Here is a 21,369-nt window from a genome sequence, read left to right as displayed (position 1 = left end):
TGCGGCCCCGAATTGGCTTATTCCAACATCGCATCCAAACCTGCAGTCAATTCTTTCAATGCCGGCATGGCGCGATCAGCCCGGTCCTTGGCGTGTGCCACCAATGCCGGTACCCAGCTGGCATCGACACCCAGCTTCCTGGCAACGGCAGTCGGATAGCTTGCCACGATTTCCTCATCGCTCAGCTCCAGTACTTCGGCGCGGGCGCGCCAGGCACCGAGGTGAACCCAGGCGGCGGATTTGCTGAACGGGCTTGGCGAAAGCGGATCAGGGACGTCTTGCAGGGCGGTGCTCAGGGTTTCCGGGAAATTCCAGATCTTCGCCAGTTCGGCCGAGACTTCGCCATAGTGAAAGCTGAGTTTTTCTTTTTCCAATGCGGCGCGACCGGCATCGAGGACATTCAATTGCTTGTCCAGCGGCGCCATCTCTGCCGGCGCGACGGCATGCATCTGCAACTGGCCGATGCCGTGCATCATGCCCAGTGTGAATACGGCGTCGCCGTTGTCACCACCCTTGTGTGCCAGCCAGCGGCTCGCGCAGGCGGTGTAGAGGTTGTAGCGCCAGAACTGCTGCAAATCCATACCCTTGGTGTTCTTGAAAGCGGCGACCATGCCGTTGCCCAGTACCAGGTTGCGTACCATCACGAAACCGAGCATGCGCAGCGCGTCGTCAACGGTCCCGACGGTGCGAGAGACATGGAAGTAGGCGGAATTGGCCAGGCGTAATAATTTGGCGCTCAAGGCCGGATCACTGGCGATGAGATGTGCGATCTCTGTGGCGGAGATGTCTTCGGAATTGAAGCTCTCAATGAGCTGCTGTACGACTTTGGGGACAGTGGGCAGCTTGTTCGGCTGATCAACCAGACTCTTCAGTTCCATGCGGTGTTCCCCTTTTTGCCAACTTTGCATCAAATCGGTAACTACGACTTCACAAATTCTGCGTACACTCAATTCAAAGAATTGCGGTTTTATTGTCGCAGAGATCAGAGAATTTGATCTCATCTTTCTCGGTATGATGTTCCGGATCGTTGTATAAATCGTCACACCACCATCTAAGGAGTGGATCCATGGCAACGCGTAAGAAACCTGGTCAAACCGAGGAAACCGCGCCGCAAGCCGCTTCTGCTTCCGTTTTTCCGCAACTGGGCGACGTCAATGCCTACCTGACGGACGCCATGCAGCGTACGTATCTTTTCCTCGATACCTTGCTTGATCGCGGCAACAACTATCTGGAGCATCTCGACCAGGGCACGCCGCCGCTGCTGAAGTTTGAGCACGAGGTGGTGATGGATGGCCACGATCTGCCCAATCCCTGCAACTACGCCTTGCTGCGTTTGCAGCCGCCGGCCAGCATGCCGGTGAAGGCGGATGCGCGTCCGGTAATGGTGGTCGATCCGCGCGCAGGACATGGTCCGGGCATCGGCGGCTTCAAGTTCGATTCGGAAGTGGGCATGGCCATGCGCGCCGGGCACACGGTGTATTTCGTGACATTCCGCCCCGAGCCGGAAGATGGCCAGACGCTGCTGACGGTCATGGATACGGAGGCACTGTTCCTCGAAGAAGTCATCAGGCGTCACCCGCAATGCACAGCCAAACCGGTGGTGATCGGCAATTGCCAGGCCGGCTGGGCGATGATGGCCCTGAATGCGCGCCGTCCGGATTTGTTCGGCCCGCTGATGATTGTTGGTGCGCCAGTGTCCTACTGGGCGGGCAGCTCTACACTCAACCCGATGCGCTACAGCGGTGCGTCGCTGGGTGGTTCCTGGTTGGCATCGATGACCAGCGACATGGGTGCAGATCGTTTTGACGGCGCTCATCTGGTCGAGAATTTCGAGAAACTCAATCCTGCCAACACACTGTGGAGCAAGTATTACAACCTCTGGTCCAACGTCGACACAGAAGCCGAACGCTTCCTTGAGTTCGAGCGTTGGTGGGGTGGCTATTTCCGTATGACCGGCAGTGAAATCGAGTCCATCGTCGAGAACCTGTTCGTCGGCAACAAGCTCGCGCGCGGCACCATGATGGCCGGCGACAAGGCGATCAACCTGCGCGACATTACCTCGCCGATCGTGGTCTTCGCCTCCTGGGGCGACAACATCACACCGCCGCCGCAAGCGCTGAACTGGATCATCGATGCCTGGGGCGACGAACGTGCCATTGCCGCTGCGGGCCGCACCATTATCTATGTGCTGCACGAAAGCGTCGGCCATTTGGGCATCTTCGTTGGCGGCTCGATTGCGCTGAAGGAACACGATCAACTGGTGACCTCGCTGGACGTCATCGAAAGCCTGCCGCCCGGCCTGTACGAGATGAAGCTGGAAGCCAAGGCCGGCAAAGAGGAGCAACGCTGGGACGAGCTGGAGCCGGGCGATTACACCGTGCATTATCAGCATCGCACGATGGAAGACATCCGCAAGATCAATCCGGAGGGCCGCGAGGAAGAGGCGATGTTTTCCACCATTGCGCAATGGTCGGAATTTAATGCCAACCTCTACAAGACCTATGTGCGTCCGTGGGTGAAGATGACTGCCACGCGCGAAGTCGCTAATGCCATGGTCAAGATGAATCCCTTGCGCATGCAGCGGCAGATGTTTTCCGACAGCTTCATGCTGGCGCCGTTCATCCGTCAAAAGGCCGCAGAAGCGCGCGCCAATCGTGTCACGGTCGACAGCGATCATCCGCTCAAGCAGTTCGAAAAGAAGATGGCAGAACAGATCACCGAGGAGCTCAATGCCTACCGTGACCGCCGCGATGCACGTACGGTCAAGACGACACGCCAGGTGTTCGGCCCTGAAGGCCTTGGTGCCTGGCTCAAACCGCAACAGCCGGATGCTGACGTCGCGCATGCACGCGCCTTGCGCGAGCTGGAAAGCTATCGCGAATCCGCGCTGGCCCACATTGCCGAAGGCGGGTTCGCCGAAGCGGTGTGCCGTATTGTGGTTGCAGGGATGATTTCCATCGGTGCCTTTGAGCGTCGCAGTCTGCGTCTGGCGCGTCTGCTGGCGCAATTGCCGAGCATGCATTCCAGCGTTTCTGCCAAGACCAATTGGGTGCAGTTGTTGAAAGAGCAGGCGCGCATCACTGCCGTGGCGCCGATTGAAGCCTTGAATGCACTGGAACAATTACTACCCGACACGGCGACCCGTGAACGTGCGCTGGCCGTCTCGGCAGCGGTGATGATGATCGAGCCAACGCTGGCGAATCCACGTTCGGAAATTATCGAGTTCCTGATCGGTACACTGGGTGTCGACCCGCAACGGGTGATCGGCTTGGCGCGCAAGCTGACAGACGCATTGGAGAAACCGGAACCGAAGGTGCCCAAGGCGGCTGTCAAACCGGCCGCAAAGCCGGTCGCCAAAGTTGCCGCGAAGGCTGTGGCGAAGAAGACCGTCGCCAAACCTGCGGTCAGGAAGCCTGCCGCAGCAAAAACAAAAACAGAGACAGTAAAAAAAGCTGTCGCCAAGCCCAGAACTACAAAGAGCAAGGCGACAGCAAAGGCGGCTTAGGCCTTCGATTGCGAGGTCTGTTCGCGTATGGGACGAACAGACTCTAAGCCGCTTCCACAACTACTCTTAAAGGGGTACTTGTCGGACGGCCCTTGAAATCCGTCCAGCACAAACGATCGAAGTCATACAGCTTGCAGCGCCGCGCCGTATCGAAATACCAGCGCCAGGAGAACTTCTGGATCACGATGCGGCCGGGCAGCATGGTTTCCAGCATTTTTTGTGCCTTCTTCAGGCGATATAGCGGCACGCTCATGTCGACGTGATGCGCGGTGTGTTCCATGATGTGATGCAAGGCTGCGCCAATGCCGTGACGGAAGGTCAGATGCACCGTCGTCGAGACGAAAGGCTGTGCAGCAGCCCATTCCGATTTATCCTTGTACCAGGCAACTTCGGCGTGCGTGTGATGCACGTAGACGACGAAACCGATCATGGCTTTCCAGAACAGCACCGGCACTACGAAGGCCGTCAGCAGCAGTGTCCAGAACGACTGGCCGCTAGCCTGTGACGCCCAGCCGAGTCCGGCTATCCAGACCGCCGCCGCTGCGCTGACCAGCACGCCATCCCAGATAAACTCGGCGCGTCGTGTCGGCATTTGTTTGCGCGAAGGAAAGTACATCTTCTTCCACCACATATCCACCGTGTAATACAGCCACGGCGCCCAGCCGCTGCGGTAGAGGCGTTCCAGCTTTTGACGCCAGCGCGGCAGCGCCTGAAACTCCTGGAGAGAATGCGGCTGCCAGACGAAGTCGAAACCTTTCAGATTGGTATAGCCGTGATGCACGACGTTATGACCGACCGCCCACAGGCTGTAGGGCGTCAGCGACGGCATGAAGACAAGGCGGCCGAGCCAGGCATTGAGGCGGCGATTGGCAGTAAAGCTCTGGTGGCAGGCGTCATGGCCGAGGATGAACAGACGGCCGATGATGAATCCGGTCAGCATGCCCAGCAATACCTTGGCGATCAGATTGGATACCCATACCGTCGCCGCCAGCGACAAGCCGAACAGGCAGAAATCCAGCAGCACCAGTGCGATGGCAAGTGGTGTGCTGCGTGCGACGATGGGTTCCAGCCAGGAGCGGATGACCTTCCGGTGCGGCATGGGGCCATGAGGGGAAACGGGAGTAAGCGGCGTCAATTTGGAAACAAGATGCGGCATGAGACAAAACCTTAAAACGTTGTTGTGGTGTTGTTCTTATCGTGGTTACGGAGATTTGAACGATGGCGCCACCGGCGTCAGGTGGCGCGCATCCGACTGCTCAAACGTTTCGCTCAGAAACGGTAGCCAACACCGACGCCGATCAGCCATGGATCAATCTTCACCGTGCTCAGCTTGCTGCCGTTGGCTGCCAGTACATCGCTGCGGATCTGCACTTTCTTTACGTCAAAGTTGATCAGCCAATGGCTATCCAGCTTGAAATCCACGCCGGCCTGCAGCGCGCCGCCGATGCTGTGATTTTCCAGACGCGCACCGCCGTTGAGCAGATTGACGTCGGAAATGCGCGTGTAGTTGATACCGGCGCCGAGATAAGGGCTGATGGGCGAAGAGGGCGTAAAGTGATATTGCGCCAGCAAGGTCGGCGGCAGGTGCTTGAAGCTGCCGATGGTATTGCCGTCGAGCTTGACGTCATGTTTTTGCGGATACGTCAGGATCAGTTCCGCCGCCCAGTTGGGTGTAAAGAAGTAACTGATGTCGACTTCAGGAATAGTCTTGGAGCTGACGCTAAGGCGATCCGACGCACCGACGCCACCAACCGGATCGGACTTGTTTTCCGGGCTGATATTGACGGCGCGTACACGCACCAGCCAAGGGCTTTCCTGTGCGGCAGCAAAGGATGAGGCAGTCATGGCGCCTGCAAGCGCCAACAGCATTGCGATCTTTTTCATGATGATTTCCCCGCGCTTTCTATCGATGAGAGCGCCTAGTTGTGAATAACATTGCGACGCAGCGAAATGTACGCGTGATGCCGGACAGGGGATTTGATGTCGATCAAAAAATAAAAAGAAGCTCTCTGCAATGGCGCAAACAATCCCGCGGAAATCCACATCCGGCGGCTATTTCGACTGCGTTTGCCCGCCTTTTGATGTAGGTCAAGATCGTGAACAGAGGAGGTCTTTAGACTTGCCGTGATCGGGCCGCTTGCCGTGTTACTTCGATACGGCAACCCAGCAGTACCTAACATTTCGCGGTCGCCTCTGGAGCTAAAAACATGGTGGTATCCGCAATGCCGATGGTCGCTGAACCATCTGTCGAATTCGACGCGCAACTGGTGCGCAAGCTGAGCCAATCCGGGCCAAGGTATACGTCTTATCCGACTGCCGACCGCTTCAGCGACGACTTCGGCTATCGCGACTATCTGCAGGCGGTGGCGGGCATGCGTACGCGCGGCAGCCGCAATCCCTTGTCGCTCTATGTCCACATCCCGTTCTGCGAAAACATCTGCTACTACTGCGCCTGCAACAAGATCATCACCAAGAATCGCGACAAGGCGGCGACCTACCTGAGCTATCTCAAGCGCGAGATCGAAATGCAGGGCAGGTTGTTCGACGGCATGAATCAGGTCGAGCAACTGCATCTGGGTGGTGGTACGCCGACCTATATCTCTGACGAGCAAATGGCGGAACTGATGGCGCATCTGCATCGCTGGTTCCGCTTCGCCGATGATGACGCGGGCGAATATTCCATTGAGGTCGATCCGCGTACCGTGTCTGCCGACCGCGTTGCCAGCCTGCGAAAGCAAGGATTCAACCGGCTTAGTCTGGGCGTACAGGATTTCGATACGGTCGTTCAAAGGGCCGTCAATCGGCTTCAGCCCGAATACATGACGCTGGATATCATCCGCGCGGCACGCGAGGCCCACTATCGTTCAATCAGCATTGATCTGATTTACGGCCTGCCGGGACAGAACGTTATCAGCATGGCGCAGACGCTGAACAAGGTCATTCGCGCAGAACCTGACCGGATTTCTCTCTACAACTATGCGCATCTGCCGCATGTTTTCAAGCCGCAGCGTCGCATCGACGTACAAGAGTTGCCAAGTGCCGAAGCGCGGCTGGACATGTTGGCCTTGGCGATCCGGCGCCTGACCGATGCCGGTTACGTCTACATCGGCATGGACCATTTTGCGCTACCGGATGACGATCTTGCGATCGCCCAGCAGCAGGGGCGTTTGCACCGCAACTTTCAGGGCTATTCCACCCATGCGGAGTCCGACATGGTGGCCTGCGGCGTGTCAGCAATCAGCTCAGTCGCATCAACCTACAGTCAAAACGTCAAGACGCTGGAGGAGTACTACGATGCCATCGACAAGAATGAGCTGCCCATCGTGCGTGGTATCCGTCTCAACATGGACGACGTGCTGCGCCGGCTGATCATCCAGCGGCTGATGTGCAATTTCGAGTTGTCGATCGCCTCCATCGAGACGGCGTATCCGATCACCTTTGGCGATTATTTCGAGAGTGAACTGGAGAACCTGCGTCGCCTGGAGCTGGACGGTCTGGTGATAATCGACGATGAATGGATCACCGTTACGATCAAGGGACGTCTGCTGATCCGCAATATCTGCATGGTGTTTGACCGCCACTTGCAGAGCGCGCTGCAGCAGCAGGCTCAGCCACAACGCTATTCAAGCACTATCTGATGCGGCGAAGGATCTTTCTATTCTATTGCTGTCATCCCGGCGAAAGCTGGGATCCAGTGTCGTGACTATGGTTGATACGGCGCTGGATACTGACTTTCGTCAGGACGACGGTGAGTTATTCACCGCTAACTGAACCGCGCCTAAGTCATCGGGCAGGTTTCAGCGCCGGCTGCAAGCGCCTTGAGCCGCTCCGGATCCAGCAGTTCAATCTCACGTTTGTCCACGCCGAGCCAGCCCAGCTTGCGAAAGCGCGATACCAGGCGGCTGATGCTTTCTATCGTCAGGCCGAGATAATTGCCGATATCTTCGCGCGACATGCGCAGCTGGAAGCTGGTCGACGAATAACCGCGCGCTGCATAGCGCGAAGACAGATTGACGAGAAAGGCTGCAAAGCGCTGCTCCGCACGCATGTTGCCGAGCAGAAGCATGGCGTTTTGCTCGCGGGTGATTTCCTGGCTCATGATGCGATGAAAGTGCCGCAACAGCGTCGGGATAACGCCGAACAACTCTTCCAGTCGATGAAATGGAATCTCGCATACCTCGCTGTCCTCCAGCGCTTCGACGTTGCAGTGATGCTTGTCGGAGCTGATGGCGTCCATGCCCATCAGCTCGCCTGCCATTTGAAAACCGGTGATCTGCTGTTCGCCGGCGGGATTGAGCTGATAGGTCTTGAAGTGGCCGAGACGGATGGCGTACAGACTGCTGAACGGGTCATCCATGCGATACAAGCTCTCGCCCCGGGCGACACGGCGACGCCGTCCGATGATCTGGTCGAGACGATCCATGTCGGCATTATCGAGGCCCATCGGCAAGCACAGCTGGTGCATGCTGCAGTTGGCGCAGCTTGTTTTCATGGGTTGGAGACTGGCGGATCGCTGAATCACTTGAGGATTGCTCATGGCATGGAGGCGTGTGTGGAGGCGTGAGCGTGCCGAACGTACGGACGTGCACACAGATGATTGTTTTGTCCAATATAGCGCAGGCAGACGGACGATTGGCGGTGTGGGCAAGGGTATCTGGCCGGTCTTTGATCTGGATCAAGAGACAGCCTTTCATCGCGTCTGATTTTGTTCTTTGAGGTGCTTTTTTGCACAAGAGCCGCAGCGGCTCGTCTCAAAAAAACAGACGGCGATTTGCAAGGACTTGTAAAGATTTTGAGAAAACTACCGTAAAGCAGCTAGCGGGGAGTGATGTGCTCGTCGCCCTTTAGATTGCCATTATGACAAACGTGTCTTCGCTGGGGATATCGAGCCCCGCCGTATCGCCATCGGTACAGACAAACAAAACCGCAGCGCCGACCGGTGGTTCTTCCGCGCAAAACTCCCCGCAGTCGGTTACTACGGTAACGCTTGGCCAGTCTCAGTCTCAATTCGCCTCGGGCAGTGCGCAGATTTATACGCTGCCGCCGGTCAAACCACCGGAACCGCCGGTCTTCGAAAACACTGCAACTGATTCCCTCAGCAAACTGATGGCGGCGAATAACAACGCGTCGACGCTGGGGTTGCGCTTCAAGGGGCTTGGGGAAGCAATGCTGAGCCGTTTTGATACCGATGCGACCAATTTTTCGCAGTCGGTCATGCAGTTTGCGCCGGGCATGGCGCCGGGTAATTTGCTGGAAACGATGACGCAGTCGCAACTGCACAAGACACCTGACAATCAGATCAGCCTGAGCATTCAGACCGTCGGCGGAGCACAGGTCGAATTGACGCTCGGCAGTACCGACACCGGCCTGGCCGTCGACGTGAAAGTCATCAAGGGAACGCTCAGCGCCGCCGATCAGGAGGCGCTGTCCAAGCTCTCCGGCGCTTTTCAGAAAGCCATCGACGGCTTGACAGCCAACCCGCCGCACATGGATCTGGCGGGCCTGACCCAGTTCGACACAACGGTGTTGGCGTCAGTGGATCTGCATGCGAGTGTGAAGATCGGCAACGACAGTCAGATCATCGATTTTCATGCCGACAGCAAGTCGCGCTCGGTCAATTCCAGCGGTCCGTTGGGCGCTATGAAGGTTGCCGTTGACCTGGCCAATCCGGCAATCATCGGCAACGCCAAGCAACAGGCGCAAGCGATTGCCGGCTACCTGAAACAGTTCGACTACGAGCAGACGCGCGGGCACGGCGACGCGTCGCTGATGTCAATGTTCAAGGATGCCTTTTCCGAGATGAACAGCAACTATCCGGTATCGCAGCAACAAGCCGGTATGCCGGGAGTCTTCAAACTGAACGCGGAAGATCATAGTTTGCTCACCGGTCTTGCTGATTTCACGGCGTCGGTCACACAGAACACCCAGTTCAGTAATCCCATGCATTCGAATGAATCGGACAGCTTTGCCTACGACGTTTCGCAGAGCAGCAGCGTCAAAGGAAACGGGCAACTGAACCGTTCCATCACGCAGCGTCAGCAATCGCACCTGACCGCCAGCTATCACGAACCGCTGACACCCGGACTGCAATTGAAGTTGACGACCGACAAGAATTCCCAAAACTACTATTACACCCAGATCGACGACCATGCGAGCAGCGAAGCCAACATCGCCTACAGTCTCGGTGCGCTGACCAAAGCCTCGTTGAGCCAGTCGGCCAGCCAGTCCAAGCACGTCCAGAAATATGTGATGGGCAATCTGGAATCGGATGTCACAACGCCGTTGTCGTCGTCCTGGGTGATGGATTATCTGATCCAGTTCAAGGCGGCGCAGTCAGCCAACAATAGCCGCACGTCGCAGGACAGCTACAGTTGGGAACAGACGCTGGCGTCAATCAACAGCATGACCGTGTTCCAGGCTGATCCGGCGCAACTGAGCGGCCGGAAGTCTTCCGCGCTGTAACAAACGGATAACTGCCGTCTCGGCGAGGAATTTGCCTGCGTCCATAAAAAAACCGAAGCCGTGGCTTCGGTTTTTTATTTCATCGCAGCCAACCTGAATCAGGTCGGTGCCGCAAAACGTACTGCCTGACGCGCCAGCAGATGCCATTGACCGCCGGTTTTTTTCCAGACCATCAGGATTTTGATCGACACATTGCCCGGCTTGCCGGAGTCATTGGTCGCTGCAGTCAGGGTATGACGCACGACAGCCACGTCTTGCTGCACGTTCACAGTCTGGTCGGACAGGGTGATGCTGACGAAGGTCGACTCGCCGCTGACCAGTTGGCCGATGAACTCAGCCTTGGTTTGCACGACGCCGTTCGAGTGGCCGTAGCTCAGGTGGTTATCCACCAGTTGTTCCAGTGACGCGCGGTCGATCGGAGAGGTCATCGCGGCGCGCAGTTTTTCAACAGCGGTCGCAACGGCTTGTTCGTCGGCTGTCGGTGCTGCGGCAGCGCCTTGCGCAATGACCATCGAGCATGCCATGGCGCTGCAGAGATACATCCATTTCCTGAACATCTTGTCTCCTTGGGTTTTGGTGAGGTACGGCGTTAATTCTTTCGGCAATTTTTATTGCGGCCCCAGCTTGACGATCAGGGCGCCCAGTGCTTCTGCTTCGGCACTGTTGAGATCCGTCAGCGGCGGACGCACCGGGCCGGCGTCGTGGCCGACCAGACGGGCGCCGGCCTTGACGATGCTGACTGCATAGCCTTGCATGCGATTGCGGATCTCCAGGTACGGCATGAAGAACTCGCGCAGCAGGTGATGCTGGGTCGCCATGTCGTCGTTGGCGACGGCGTGATAGAACGCCATCGCGGTTTTCGGGATGAAGTTGAACACCGCCGAGGAATACACCGGCGTGCCCAGCGCCTTGTAGGCAGCGGCGTACACTTCTGCCGTCGGCAAGCCGCCGAGGTAGGCGAAGCGGTCGCCCATCTTCATATAGATCGAGGACATCAGCTCGATATCGCCAATACCGTCCTTGAAACCAACCAGGTTAGGGCAGCGCTCGGCCAGACGCGCCAATGTGGCGGGCGTCATGCGGCATTGACCGCGGTTATAGACGATCACGCCAAACTTGACGCTCTTGCAAACGGCTTCCACGTGCGCCGCCAGACCATCCTGCCCGGCTTCGGTCAGGTAGTGGGGCAGCAGCAGGATGCCGTGCGCACCGGCTTTTTCAGCAGCTTGTGCGCATTCGATGGCGTAGCGGGTCGGGCCGCCGGCACCGGCGATGATCGGCACCTTGCCGCGGCAGGTATCGACGGCCGTCTGGATGATGGTTGGGTATTCCTGGCCGGTCAGCGAAAAGAATTCCCCCGTGCCGCCGGCAGCGAAGAGGGCGCTTGCACCGTAAGGAGCCAGCCATTCCAGGCGCTCAATGTAACCGCGGCGGTTGAAATCGCCGTTGGCGTCAAAGTCAGTCAGGGGAAACGAAAGCAGGCCGGAGCCCATGATGGATTTAAGTTCTTGTGGCGTCATGATGGCGATAGAAGTAGCTGGGTGGCTGGAGTGGCTGAAGAATGTCTCTGAGTTAGATTGGAATTATTTGTTATCAGTCATCATACAATGCGATCTTCTCATTTGCCAATGGCGATAAATGACTTTTTCAGCCGGGCGAATGGGGAAGGGTAGATTGATCGGGGAAGTTTGATGCAGCGCGCTACTGCGCTATTTGATTGGCGAGAATAATTGTAAGTACTTACTTTAACTATGATGTTTAATTAATTGAATATATTGATATATATTAAAAACAAAATACTTAAAGTAATTTCTCGATCAGGTCAAATTCAGATGGTTGGGAAAGCCATTGATTTGATGCGCTGCAGCGCAGGATTATTTTATTTTTCCCTCGGACTTTGTTTGACAAGGAAATGATGCGAGGTCGATAATCCTTGCTCGCGTTATAAGACAACGTATCACGCGAATCAAGACAGGCCGGAAATGACATCGCACCACGGCAGCCTCAGGCGCAAAGACCTTCACCGGCAGCTTGATCCCAAGAGCAAGACGAATTCCGCATACCTACCCAATACTGGAAACACTGAACATGGCCGACCAAGCAACAACTTCAAGCACGGCAGCATCCGATTTGCATTCATCCTCATCCGGTCAGAAGTTCGGTCGCTTATTGCTGACCGGCGCCGGTGGCGGCCTGGGTAGAGTCTTGCGTCCACGGCTGGCGGCATTTGCAGACGTCCTGCGTGTCTCCGATCTGGCTGCGGCCTTGCAGGGCGACGCTGCGGCGCACGAAGAAGTTGTCCCTTGCAACCTTGCGGATCGCGCGGCAATGGACGCACTGATCGCCGGCTGCGACGCTATCGTCCACCTGGGCGGTGTTTCGGTCGAGCGTCCGTTTGAAGAAATCCTCGAAGCCAATATCAAGGGCATCTTCCACGTCTATGAAGCGGCGCGCCGCCATGGCGTCAAACGCGTTATTTTCGCCAGCTCCAATCATGTCACCGGCTTTTATCGTCAGGACGAAAAGATCGATGTACGCGATTTGCGTCGTCCCGACGGTTATTACGGGCTGTCGAAGTCATATGGCGAAGACATGGCGCAGTTCAACTTTGACCGCTACGGTATCGAAACCGTCAGCATCCGCATCGGTTGGTCCTTCCCTGAACCGAAGGATCGCCGTTCGCTGGCCAGCTGGCTGAGCTACGATGACCTGACCGAGCTGCTGCGCTGCAGCCTGTTCACCCCGGATGTCGGTCACACCGTCGTGTACGGGATGTCTGACAATCCGTCGACCTGGTGGGATAACCGCTATGCCGCACATCTCGGCTTCAAGGCGCGCGACACGTCCGACATCTACCGCGCCAAGATCGAAGCGCAGCCCATGCCTGCGGCTGACGATCCGGTACGCGTCTATCAAGGCGGCATCTTCACCGTCACAGGGCCTTTCGATCCCAAATAACCGCCTCGGAAAGCGTCCCTGTTACCGCTAAATAAGCGCTTTAAGGGGAATAGGTGAATACGCACATTTTTTAATTGTATGTTATCGTACATCCATGCTATCTTTGCTCCGCTCAAGGCAAAAGCAGCAAGCAAGGGTGGGTAGCAAGATAGCCAACCTGGTTCTTTATCCGGCAGGAGACAACGCAATGTTGCCGGTCATGAACCAAGGGTAAAAGGGTAGCGAGTCGGTAGTAGTAGTGACGGTGGGCGACAGTAACCAATAACAACAACGCACACACCGCAGGTAAGCGGCATCGCTTCGGATTCGGCAGTACAGATTCGAACGGTAAAGTCGCGAGCGCAGGGGAAATTCGTTTCACGGTGGATCGCCTTTGTTGTTCCGTTCCTCGTGTCCTCCACTGTCATTACATCGCCGAACAAGATAGAACGCCAAGTATAAAGGGCATCATCGGCATGGGTTTTTCACTTAATTTTGGTCCTCTTGCGCCGTATTGGCCGGTTTTTCTGACCGGTGCATGGCTGACGCTGAAGATGACCACGGTTGCAATCGTCGTCGGCGTCTCGGTCGGCACGTTGATCGCATTCCTCAAGCGCGGCAGCAACCGCTATATTTCCAAAGCTTGTTCCGCCTATATCGAAGCGGTGCGCAACACGCCTTTTCTGGTGCAGATCTTCTTGCTGTATTTCGGTCTGGCCAGCCTCGGCATCCATATGCCGACGTTTGCCGCTGCGGTGCTGGCGATGATCATCAATATCGCTGCCTACGCTGCAGAAATCATTCGCGCCGGCCTGGAATCGGTACCAAAGGGCCAGATCGAAGCCGCTGAATGCCTCGGCCTGTCGCGCTGGCGCATTGCTTGGCACGTCATGCTGCAACCATCAATCGAGCGTGTTTATCCGGCGCTGACCAGCCAGTTCCTGCTGATGATGCAAGCGTCTGCCATGGCTTCGCAGATCTCGGCTGAAGAACTGACCGCGATCGCCAACACCGTGCAGTCGGATACGTTCCGCTCGCTGGAAACCTATATCGTGGTCGCCTTCATGTACCTGGCGCTGTCGATTCTGGTCAAGCTGCTGGCATGGGGTTTCGGCGAATACCTGTTCAAGCGCCGCCGCGTCATCCGTCGCGCCGCCGCGGAAATGGCTCGCCGCCGTCCACCTGCGATCCCGCCATTCCAGCCAAATGTTGCAGCAGTCACAACAACACCTTCGAACACCAACGGGAGTGCATCATGATCGGCAGTTTCTCCTGGGGACATTTCTTTTATCTGGTGCAGTCGATCTGGTGGACGCTGGTACTGTCCGGCCTGGCCTTCATCCTCGGCAGCATCGGTGGTTTTGCGGTGATGCTGGCGCGGATTTCTCCGCGCCGCTGGCTGTGGATGCCGACGCTGGTGTACATCGAGTGCATTCAGGGTATTCCGCTGCTGATCCTGTTGTTCATCGTCTATTTCGGCCTGTCCGTGTACGGCTTCGCTTTGCCGGCATTGGTTGCCGCCGGTCTGGCGATGATGGTCTATACCAGCGCCTATCTGGGCGATATCTGGCGCGGTTGCGTCGAAGCAATGCCGCGTCCGCAGTGGGAAGCCGCCGAGTGCCTGTCGCTGACCCGTTGGCAGACACTGCGCCTGGTGATCATTCCTCAGGCGTTCCGTCTGTCGTTGCCGCCGACCGTGGGCTTTCTGGTGCAGGTCATCAAGATGACTTCGCTGGCGTCCGTGATCGGATTTATCGAACTGACCCGCGCCGGTCAGATTATCAACAACTCAATTTTTCAGCCTTTCCTGATTTTCAGTCTGGTAGGGGTGTTCTATTTTGTACTGTGCTACCCGCTCTCGCGCTGGAGTGAATCGATGGAGAATAAGCTCAATGTCAGCAACCGTTAATACCCCTGTTGGCCAAACAGGCCCTATCGTCAAAGTCGACCAGATCTACAAGAGCTTTGGCTCCAATCAGGTACTGAAGGGGGTTTCCTTCGAAGTGCAAAAGGGCGAGATGATCGCCATCATCGGCGCCAGCGGCTCCGGCAAGAGCACCGCTCTGCGTTGTATCGATCGCCTGGAAAAAGTCGACTCCGGCACCATCGACGTATGCGGTATGCGCGTTGACGATCCGCATGTCGATCTGCACAAGCTGCGTCAGGAAGTCGGCATCGTGTTTCAGAGCTACAACCTGTTCCCGCATCTGACCGTGCAGGAGAACATCATGCTGGCGCTGCGTCACGTCAAGCAACAACCAAAAGCGCAGGCGTTGACCGTGTCGATGGCGGCGTTGGAGCAGGTCGGCCTGGGCAACAAGGCTGACGCCTATCCAGAGCAACTGTCGGGTGGCCAGCAACAGCGCGTGGCGATTGCCCGTTCCCTCGCGATGGCGCCAAAGGTCATGCTGTTCGATGAAGTCACCTCGGCGCTCGACCCGCAACTGACCGGCGAAGTACTGCGGGTGATGGAAGACCTGGCAGCCGGCGGCATGACCATGCTGCTCGTGACCCACGAAATGGCCTTCGCCAAGCGCGTGGCCGATCGCATCATTTACATGCATCAGGGCACGGTGTGGGAAGTCGGCCCGGGTGAAATGCTGGACAACCCCAAGACGCCGGAACTGCGCGCCTTCCTGAACAACGGCTTGTAAGTCGACATTCATCCGGCATTCTGATTTTTATTTTTTCATTGCAACACAATCAAACCAAGGAGACCTGCATGAAACTGAATCACCTCTTCGCCCGTACTTGTATCGCTGCGCTGCTGACCGCCGGCCTGGCCCACGTAGCCATGGCCGACCAGCTCGACGACATCAAGAAGGCCGGTAAGGTCCGCGTGGCGATCGCCATGGGTACACCGCTGTTCAGCTTTGCCGACGCCAACCTGCAACCTGCCGGCTCCGACGTCGAAACTGCCGAGCAATTCGCCAAGGATCTGGGCGTGAAGCTGGAAATCGTGCCGGTCACCAACGCTGCACGCATCCCGACACTGCAAGCCAATCGTGCCGACGTCGTCATCGCCGACTTGTCGATCACGCCTGAGCGCGCCAAGGTAGTCGACTTTTCCGTGCCTTATGCCGTGATCACCATCATTGTCGGCGGCCCGAAGAGCATGCAAATCAAGGATTACAACGACCTCAACGGCAAACGTATCGGCCTGACACGTGCCACCGTCAACGACACGCTGACGACAGCACAAGCGAAGGGCGCCGAGATCGTGCGCTATGAAGACGACGCCACGCTGATCACGTCGATGGTCACCGGCCAGGTCGAAATCTTCTCCAGCACCCCATCCAATCTGGCGGAAATGATCAAGCGCGCACCAGGCAAGAACCTGGAACTGAAGTTCGCACAAAAGGATTTTGATCTGGGCATCGCCTTCAACCAGAATCAACCTCGCCTGAAGGAATGGATCAACAACTGGGTCGTCACCAACCACCGCAATGGCAAGCTGGACGCGATCTACGTCAAGTTCCACGGCCGCCATCTGCCGGCTGCTATCACCAAGCAATAATGCCTGACAACGGCGCAGCATAACTAACAAAAACAGCTGTTATATCGACCCTGCGTTGGCAGGGACGAACTGAAAGCTGCTCTTCGGAGCAGCTTTTTTATTTTGAAGGGAAGATAAACGGCAGGAGCGTTCAGGATCGCGGCAGTGTAGTTGTCAAACGGCGCGCGCCACTGAAATGCTTTTGCCAGTAAGGCTCATTCAGACCCGATTCATAGACGGCGCCATGTTTGCGCGAGGCATGAATGAATTTCTTGCCGCCGACATAGATCCCGACATGGGACACGTGGCGCTTTCCCTTGCCAAAAAAGACCAGGTCGCCCGGCTCCATATCGTTCAGGCCCACGTGCTTGCCCATATCGCTGATTTCCTTTGCCGTGCGCGGCAAGTCTTCACCGACGGCTTCCTTGAACAAATAGCCGACGAATGCGCTGCAATCCAGACCACGATCGGGATTGGTGCTACCGAAGCGATAGCGGATACCACTCGACAGGCTGCTCACGGCTTCTTCTGCCAGCAGGCGATTGACTGAAGCAGGAGCCGCCTTGGGCTCAGCGGCCTGAGCAAGGTGGAGAGGTGCGGCAAGTGCCGTAAGTACGAAAACGCACAGTACTCGGCAACAGGTTCGGCAGGATGAGGAAAGTAGGCGGGATATCGGCATGGATGTCAAAAAAAACCGTCCCACGGGGGCGAGAACGGGACCAACAGGGAAAAATTTGGCTGTCATCCGGATTGATGAACCGGAAAGCAGTCGCGAGTTTAGGGGGTTCGCGCAGTCGTTGATATAGGACGATTCTCAAAAAACATCTGATGCAGCCTTTCGTGAAAGAGCCCGGTCTCCAATTAAAAAATCGCCCGCAGGGACGATTTTTGTTGATGTGTCAATATCCATCCTCGCCGACAAAATCAGGACAATTCCCGCCCGGCGTTGCTGTTGTCGCCCGCAGCAGCCAGGATGGCCGGCGGCATCTGAGAATCCGCAGGACGCGCAGTCAGCGTCGCCCGGATCAGCTCTTCCACCACATCAATGTCGACCGGCTTGACCAGATGGTGGTCGAAACCGGCATTGGCGGAGCGCAGACGATCGCTGGCCTGGCCATACCCCGTCAGGGCGATCAGACCTATGCCTTGCAGATGCGGCAGGGCGCGCAAATGTCCTGCGACTTCATAGCCGTCCATGATGGGCAGGCCGATATCGAGCAAGGCGATGCGTGGTGTGAAATGCTTGACCGCATCGAGCGCCGACGGGCCGTCATAGGCAACACGGACATCGTGTCCCTGCATGGATAGCAGTTCACCAAGAATTTGCGCGGCATCCTGATTGTCGTCGACGATCAGGATCGCGCAGGCATCACCGCCTGGCGTCAGCGCGATTGTATCGGTCGTCGGTAACGGCAACAGAAGCGGTGTAGTCTCGCTCATCACGGCAGGCAGTTTGATAGTGAATACGCTGCCCATTCCCACGCCCGCGCTATAGACATGCGCCGAACCGCCATGCAATTCGGTCAGGCTGCGCACAATGGCAAGCCCCAGCCCCAGGCCACCGCCGGCGCGGTCAATGGCTTGAGTCTCTTGCGCAAACATGTCAAAGACATGCGGCAACATCTCGGCTTTGATGCCGATGCCGTTGTCACGCACATCAATGACAATCTGGTTGTTTTCCAGCATTGCGTCAATGCTGATGTGGCCGCGATTTTCGGTGTACTTGCCGGCATTGGTCAGCAGGTTGGCGAGTACCTGTGTCAGCCGCTCGGGATCGGCATGCACCAGCAGCCCCTGGGAGGGCACATTGATGCTCAGGCGATGATGGCGCTCTTCCAGTAGCGGGCTGGCGGTTTCGATCGCCTTGGCAATGACGTCCGCGATTTCTATTTTCTTCTTTTGCAAATTGATTTTTCCTTGTGCTACCCGCGATACATCCAGCAAATCGTCGACCAGTCGCACCAGATGACGCGCCTGGCGTTCGATGACGCTGCACTCTTTTTCCACACCCCCGCCACCGCGCAGGCGCATCAGGTGCACCGCAGTCAAAATTGGAGTGAGAGGATTTCTCAACTCATGGCCCAGCATGGCCAAAAATTCGTCCTTGGTGCGATTGGCGACTTCAGCTGCCTGCCGAGCACGCGTCAGCTCGGTGACTTCAAACGCCACCACGGCGATGCCTTCAATGCTGCCGTCGGGCTTGAGCATCGGTTGGTAGACGAAGTCGAAGAACCGCTCTTCCGCCATACCCGTGCTGCTGCGTCTCAGATTGACACCCAGCGAGCGGCCGATGTGCGGTTCGGCGTGGCGATAGACCTCGTCGAGCAGACCCAGCACGCTCTGGCCCTCCAGTTCGGGCAAGGATTCTCTGACACTTCTTCCGATGATGGGCCGGTTGCCGATCAGTTCCATGTACGGTGCGTTGGCCAGCTCGAACACATGGTTGGGGCCGCGGGTAATCGCAATGGCGACCGGCGCCTGCGCAAAGATGGTGCTCATGCGATCGGCATGGCGTTTTTCCATGGCGCGGATTTGCGAGCGCAACAGCATGGATTCGATGCGGGCGATCAACTCCCGGCTGGAAAACGGTTTGACCAGATAATCGTCGGCACCGGCAGCCAGCCCCTCCAAACGCGCCTCTTCTCCGGCGCGGGCCGACAACAGAATGAACGGAATATTGCGGGTGGCGTCATCGGCACGCAGCCGCTCCAGCAGACCGAAGCCGTCGAGCTGCGGCATCATGACATCCGACAAAATCAGATCATGCGGGTAGCGGCGTGCAGCCTCAAGGGCATCAAGACCGTTGGCGACGGCTTCTATCTCCCAATGCGGTTGCAGCAAATTGGTCAGGTAATCGCGCATGTCGGCGTTGTCGTCGGCGACCAGAATACGCGCACCCAGACCAACCATTGGATCGCGGCTTGCCGGTGTGCTTTGCAACGGGGACGCCTGTACGACCTCCTGATCTGCAGCTCGATTTACGGCAATCCAGCGATTGGCCTCGGCAGCGTAAGTATCTGCCAGCGGACTGAGTGAGGTGTGCACAGCCTCGGCCTCGGTCGTATCCACGATGCGATCTGCAGGCAGATGCGCACGTCCCGCCGGTATTTGCAGTACAAACGCCGAACCGGATTGCGGTGTACTGTCGACCTCAATCGTTCCACCCTGCAGGCTGACAAGATCGCGCACCAACGCCAGCCCGATGCCCGATCCTTCATGCGTGCGCGCTTGTACGCCTTCAACGCGATGGAAGCGCTTGAACACCAGCGGCAACTGATCCTTGGCAATGCCCACGCCGGTGTCAGTCACGGACAACGCAATATGGTCGCCGTGGCCGCTGAGTTTGAGGCTGATCTTGCCTTCCAGCGTGAATTTGAACGCGTTGGAAAGCAGGTTGAGAACAATTTTTTCCCACATCGTGACGTCGACGTAGGTTTCTTCCTTCAGCCGCGGGCAGTTGACCTCAAATACCAGTCCCGCCCCCTCGATGGTGGAGCGGAAAGTGCTGGCCAGATCTGAGGTGAGGGCGGCCAGATCGACTCTCGCATAAGTGGCCTCCGCGCGCCCGGCCTGAATGCGCGAAAAATCCAGCAAGGTATTGACCAGTTTTTGCAGGCGTTGGGTGTTACGCCGCAACATATTGGCACGTTGCTGCTGCACCGGCGCGAGTGCGTGCTCGTGGTCATTGAGCATGTCATCCAGCGGCCCCATCATCAGCGTGAGAGGCGTGCGGAATTCATGGCTGACGTTACTGAAAAATGCTGTTTTGGCTTGATCCAGTTCCGCCAGCAGGTCGGCGCGCTGCTTCTCGGCTTCTGCCATACGCGCTTGTTGAATCGCCGTGGCTATCTGGCCGGCCACTAAATCGAAGAAGGTCTGGTAATCGTTGTCCAGCGGACGCGTGGGATTGATACCGCAGATCAGCACGCCGATCGGCCGTTCCAGCCCCGGCGAAGCCAGCGGCAACATGATGGCCCGGCGAATGCGCTGGTCGGCCAGACCGAGTGGCAGTGTATCAATATGCGCTACATCAACCAGTTCCTTGGTAACGGTGTCCAGCACTTGCCCCATCGGCCAGAGTCGCCCAAGGAGCGGCATACCGGTCGCGTCGATTTGCGTCTCGGCAGCATCGAGGCTGATGAATTCGGGGGCAATGCCATTCAGCGGCGGCAGATTGACGGTCTGTTTCAGCACTGCCTGGTACTGGTTGCAGTCAGTCAGATAGAGCAGCGCAAATGGCACGTCGTCGGGATTTTTCGCGAGGATGGTTGCCGCCGTGGCCGCAGCAGCGTCGGCGGTGCGTTCCATCAATGCGCCGGAAGCCAGCTCGGACAGCGTGCGCAGACGGCGCGCATTGAGATGCTTGGCGGTCATCTCGGCGTTCGGACAAAACAAACCGCCGACTTCCCCCGATTCGTCGCGGATCGGTGAATAGGAGAAGGAAAAATAGTTCTCTTCGGGGCCGCTTTCACGGCTCATGAACAAACGTACTTCGTCCACAAAGGTGGCTTCGCCTTGTTTGAACACTTTATCTGCGAGAGGGCCGCAAATGTCCCAGATTTCCGACCAGACTTCGGCGGCCGGCCGTCCCAGCGCCCACGGGTGCTTGGCCTGGCTGAGCACATCGATGTAAGCGTCGTTGTAGAGAAAGGTGACTTGCTCGCCCCAGCCCAGCCACATCGGCTGGCGCGAGTTGAGCATCAGGCTGACGGCTGTTTTGAGACTCTGGGGCCATTGGCTGATCGGCCCCAGCGGCGAGGATGACCAATCATGTTCAAAAATAAGTTGGCCAAGCGTGCCTGTACCTTTAAGAAAGCCAAATTGGGCTGATACGGAATCAAGATTCATAGGCAGCCTCTGCATTCACCGGGATGAATCATATTATTAGATTAATTTAGCGCTAAATCTCTGGCAACTAAGTAGCAAATTTGCACTGCAAACTGCATAAGAGTTTGCCGCGTCTGACATC

General features: G+C 57.1%; 16 protein-coding genes. 8 read left to right on the top strand and 8 right to left on the bottom strand.

Going from position 1 to position 21,369, the window contains the following annotated elements; translation table 11 throughout:
* Positions 1–17: 17 nt before the first annotated feature.
* Positions 18–878, bottom strand: coding sequence for an HDOD domain-containing protein (locus tag hmeg3_RS12210; RefSeq protein WP_094563951.1), 861 nt, complete (start codon positions 876–878; stop codon positions 18–20).
* Positions 879–1,066: 188 nt separating this feature from the next.
* Here hmeg3_RS12210 and hmeg3_RS12205 point away from each other — a divergent pair, with 188 nt between their 5' ends.
* Positions 1,067–3,505, top strand: coding sequence for a DUF3141 domain-containing protein (locus tag hmeg3_RS12205; RefSeq protein ID WP_094563950.1), 2,439 nt, complete (start codon positions 1,067–1,069; stop codon positions 3,503–3,505).
* A gap of 43 nt (positions 3,506–3,548) precedes the next feature.
* Here the strand turns inward: hmeg3_RS12205 and hmeg3_RS12200 are convergent, their stop codons facing one another.
* Complete coding sequence (locus hmeg3_RS12200; protein ID WP_094563949.1) at positions 3,549–4,604, bottom strand: fatty acid desaturase; 1,056 nt, start codon at positions 4,602–4,604, stop codon at positions 3,549–3,551.
* A gap of 170 nt (positions 4,605–4,774) precedes the next feature.
* Positions 4,775–5,389, bottom strand: coding sequence for an OmpW family protein (locus tag hmeg3_RS12195; RefSeq protein WP_094563948.1), 615 nt, complete (start codon positions 5,387–5,389; stop codon positions 4,775–4,777).
* 323 nt (positions 5,390–5,712) lie between these two features.
* Here hmeg3_RS12195 and hemN point away from each other — a divergent pair, with 323 nt between their 5' ends.
* Entirely contained in the window at positions 5,713–7,143 is a 1,431-nt protein-coding gene (gene hemN, locus hmeg3_RS12190; RefSeq protein ID WP_094563947.1) for an oxygen-independent coproporphyrinogen III oxidase, read from the top strand.
* Between the two features lie 140 nt (positions 7,144–7,283).
* Here the strand turns inward: hemN and fnr are convergent, their stop codons facing one another.
* Complete coding sequence (fnr, locus tag hmeg3_RS12185) at positions 7,284–7,970, bottom strand: fumarate/nitrate reduction transcriptional regulator Fnr (RefSeq protein ID WP_369828817.1); 687 nt, start codon at positions 7,968–7,970, stop codon at positions 7,284–7,286.
* A 392-nt stretch (positions 7,971–8,362) separates the two neighbouring features.
* On the opposite strand from fnr, the gene hmeg3_RS12180 reads away from it, so the two are divergent.
* A complete protein-coding gene (locus tag hmeg3_RS12180) occupies positions 8,363–9,967 on the top strand; it encodes a hypothetical protein (protein WP_232511627.1) in 1,605 nt (534 codons plus the stop codon).
* A 98-nt stretch (positions 9,968–10,065) separates the two neighbouring features.
* On the opposite strand, the gene hmeg3_RS12175 is transcribed toward hmeg3_RS12180, so the two are convergent.
* Positions 10,066–10,524 (bottom strand): nuclear transport factor 2 family protein, encoded by a 459-nt coding sequence (locus hmeg3_RS12175; RefSeq protein ID WP_094563945.1) that lies wholly within the window; start codon positions 10,522–10,524, stop codon positions 10,066–10,068.
* A 51-nt stretch (positions 10,525–10,575) separates the two neighbouring features.
* Positions 10,576–11,487, bottom strand: a complete 912-nt coding sequence (kdgD, locus tag hmeg3_RS12170; RefSeq protein WP_094563944.1) for a 5-dehydro-4-deoxyglucarate dehydratase — start codon at positions 11,485–11,487, stop codon at positions 10,576–10,578.
* 568 nt (positions 11,488–12,055) lie between these two features.
* On the opposite strand from kdgD, the gene hmeg3_RS12165 reads away from it, so the two are divergent.
* The 5 genes from hmeg3_RS12165 to hmeg3_RS12145 all read left to right on the top strand — a co-directional run bounded on the left by hmeg3_RS12165 (position 12,056) and on the right by hmeg3_RS12145 (position 16,421).
* Positions 12,056–12,925 (top strand): NAD(P)-dependent oxidoreductase, encoded by an 870-nt coding sequence (locus tag hmeg3_RS12165; protein ID WP_232511626.1) that lies wholly within the window; start codon positions 12,056–12,058, stop codon positions 12,923–12,925.
* 455 nt (positions 12,926–13,380) lie between these two features.
* Entirely contained in the window at positions 13,381–14,163 is a 783-nt protein-coding gene (locus hmeg3_RS12160) for an amino acid ABC transporter permease (RefSeq protein WP_094563943.1), read from the top strand.
* Positions 14,160–14,813 carry an amino acid ABC transporter permease gene (locus hmeg3_RS12155; protein WP_094563942.1) on the top strand — a complete coding sequence of 218 codons (654 nt, stop codon included), beginning with the start codon at positions 14,160–14,162 and terminating at the stop codon, positions 14,811–14,813. Before hmeg3_RS12160 ends, hmeg3_RS12155 begins: the two co-directional genes overlap by 4 nt.
* On the top strand, positions 14,797–15,558 hold the full coding sequence (locus hmeg3_RS12150; RefSeq protein ID WP_094563941.1) for an amino acid ABC transporter ATP-binding protein: 762 nt from the start codon (positions 14,797–14,799) through the stop codon (positions 15,556–15,558). Before hmeg3_RS12155 ends, hmeg3_RS12150 begins: the two co-directional genes overlap by 17 nt.
* 68 nt (positions 15,559–15,626) lie before the next feature.
* On the top strand, positions 15,627–16,421 hold the full coding sequence (locus hmeg3_RS12145; protein ID WP_094563940.1) for a transporter substrate-binding domain-containing protein: 795 nt from the start codon (positions 15,627–15,629) through the stop codon (positions 16,419–16,421).
* A gap of 130 nt (positions 16,422–16,551) precedes the next feature.
* On the opposite strand, the gene hmeg3_RS12140 is transcribed toward hmeg3_RS12145, so the two are convergent.
* Together hmeg3_RS12140 and hmeg3_RS12135 are read right to left on the bottom strand one after the other, a co-directional pair.
* Positions 16,552–16,920: a C40 family peptidase gene (locus hmeg3_RS12140; protein WP_198361834.1), complete on the bottom strand. Its 369-nt coding sequence runs from the start codon at positions 16,918–16,920 to the stop codon at positions 16,552–16,554.
* A gap of 404 nt (positions 16,921–17,324) precedes the next feature.
* Positions 17,325–21,248: an ATP-binding protein gene (locus hmeg3_RS12135; RefSeq protein ID WP_094563938.1), complete on the bottom strand. Its 3,924-nt coding sequence runs from the start codon at positions 21,246–21,248 to the stop codon at positions 17,325–17,327.
* Between the last annotated feature and the right edge of the window lie 121 nt (positions 21,249–21,369).

The organism is Herbaspirillum sp. meg3, assembly GCF_002257565.1.
Classification (GTDB): domain Bacteria; phylum Pseudomonadota; class Gammaproteobacteria; order Burkholderiales; family Burkholderiaceae_D; genus Herbaspirillum.
This window is presented reverse-complemented; position numbering and strand designations above follow the sequence as displayed.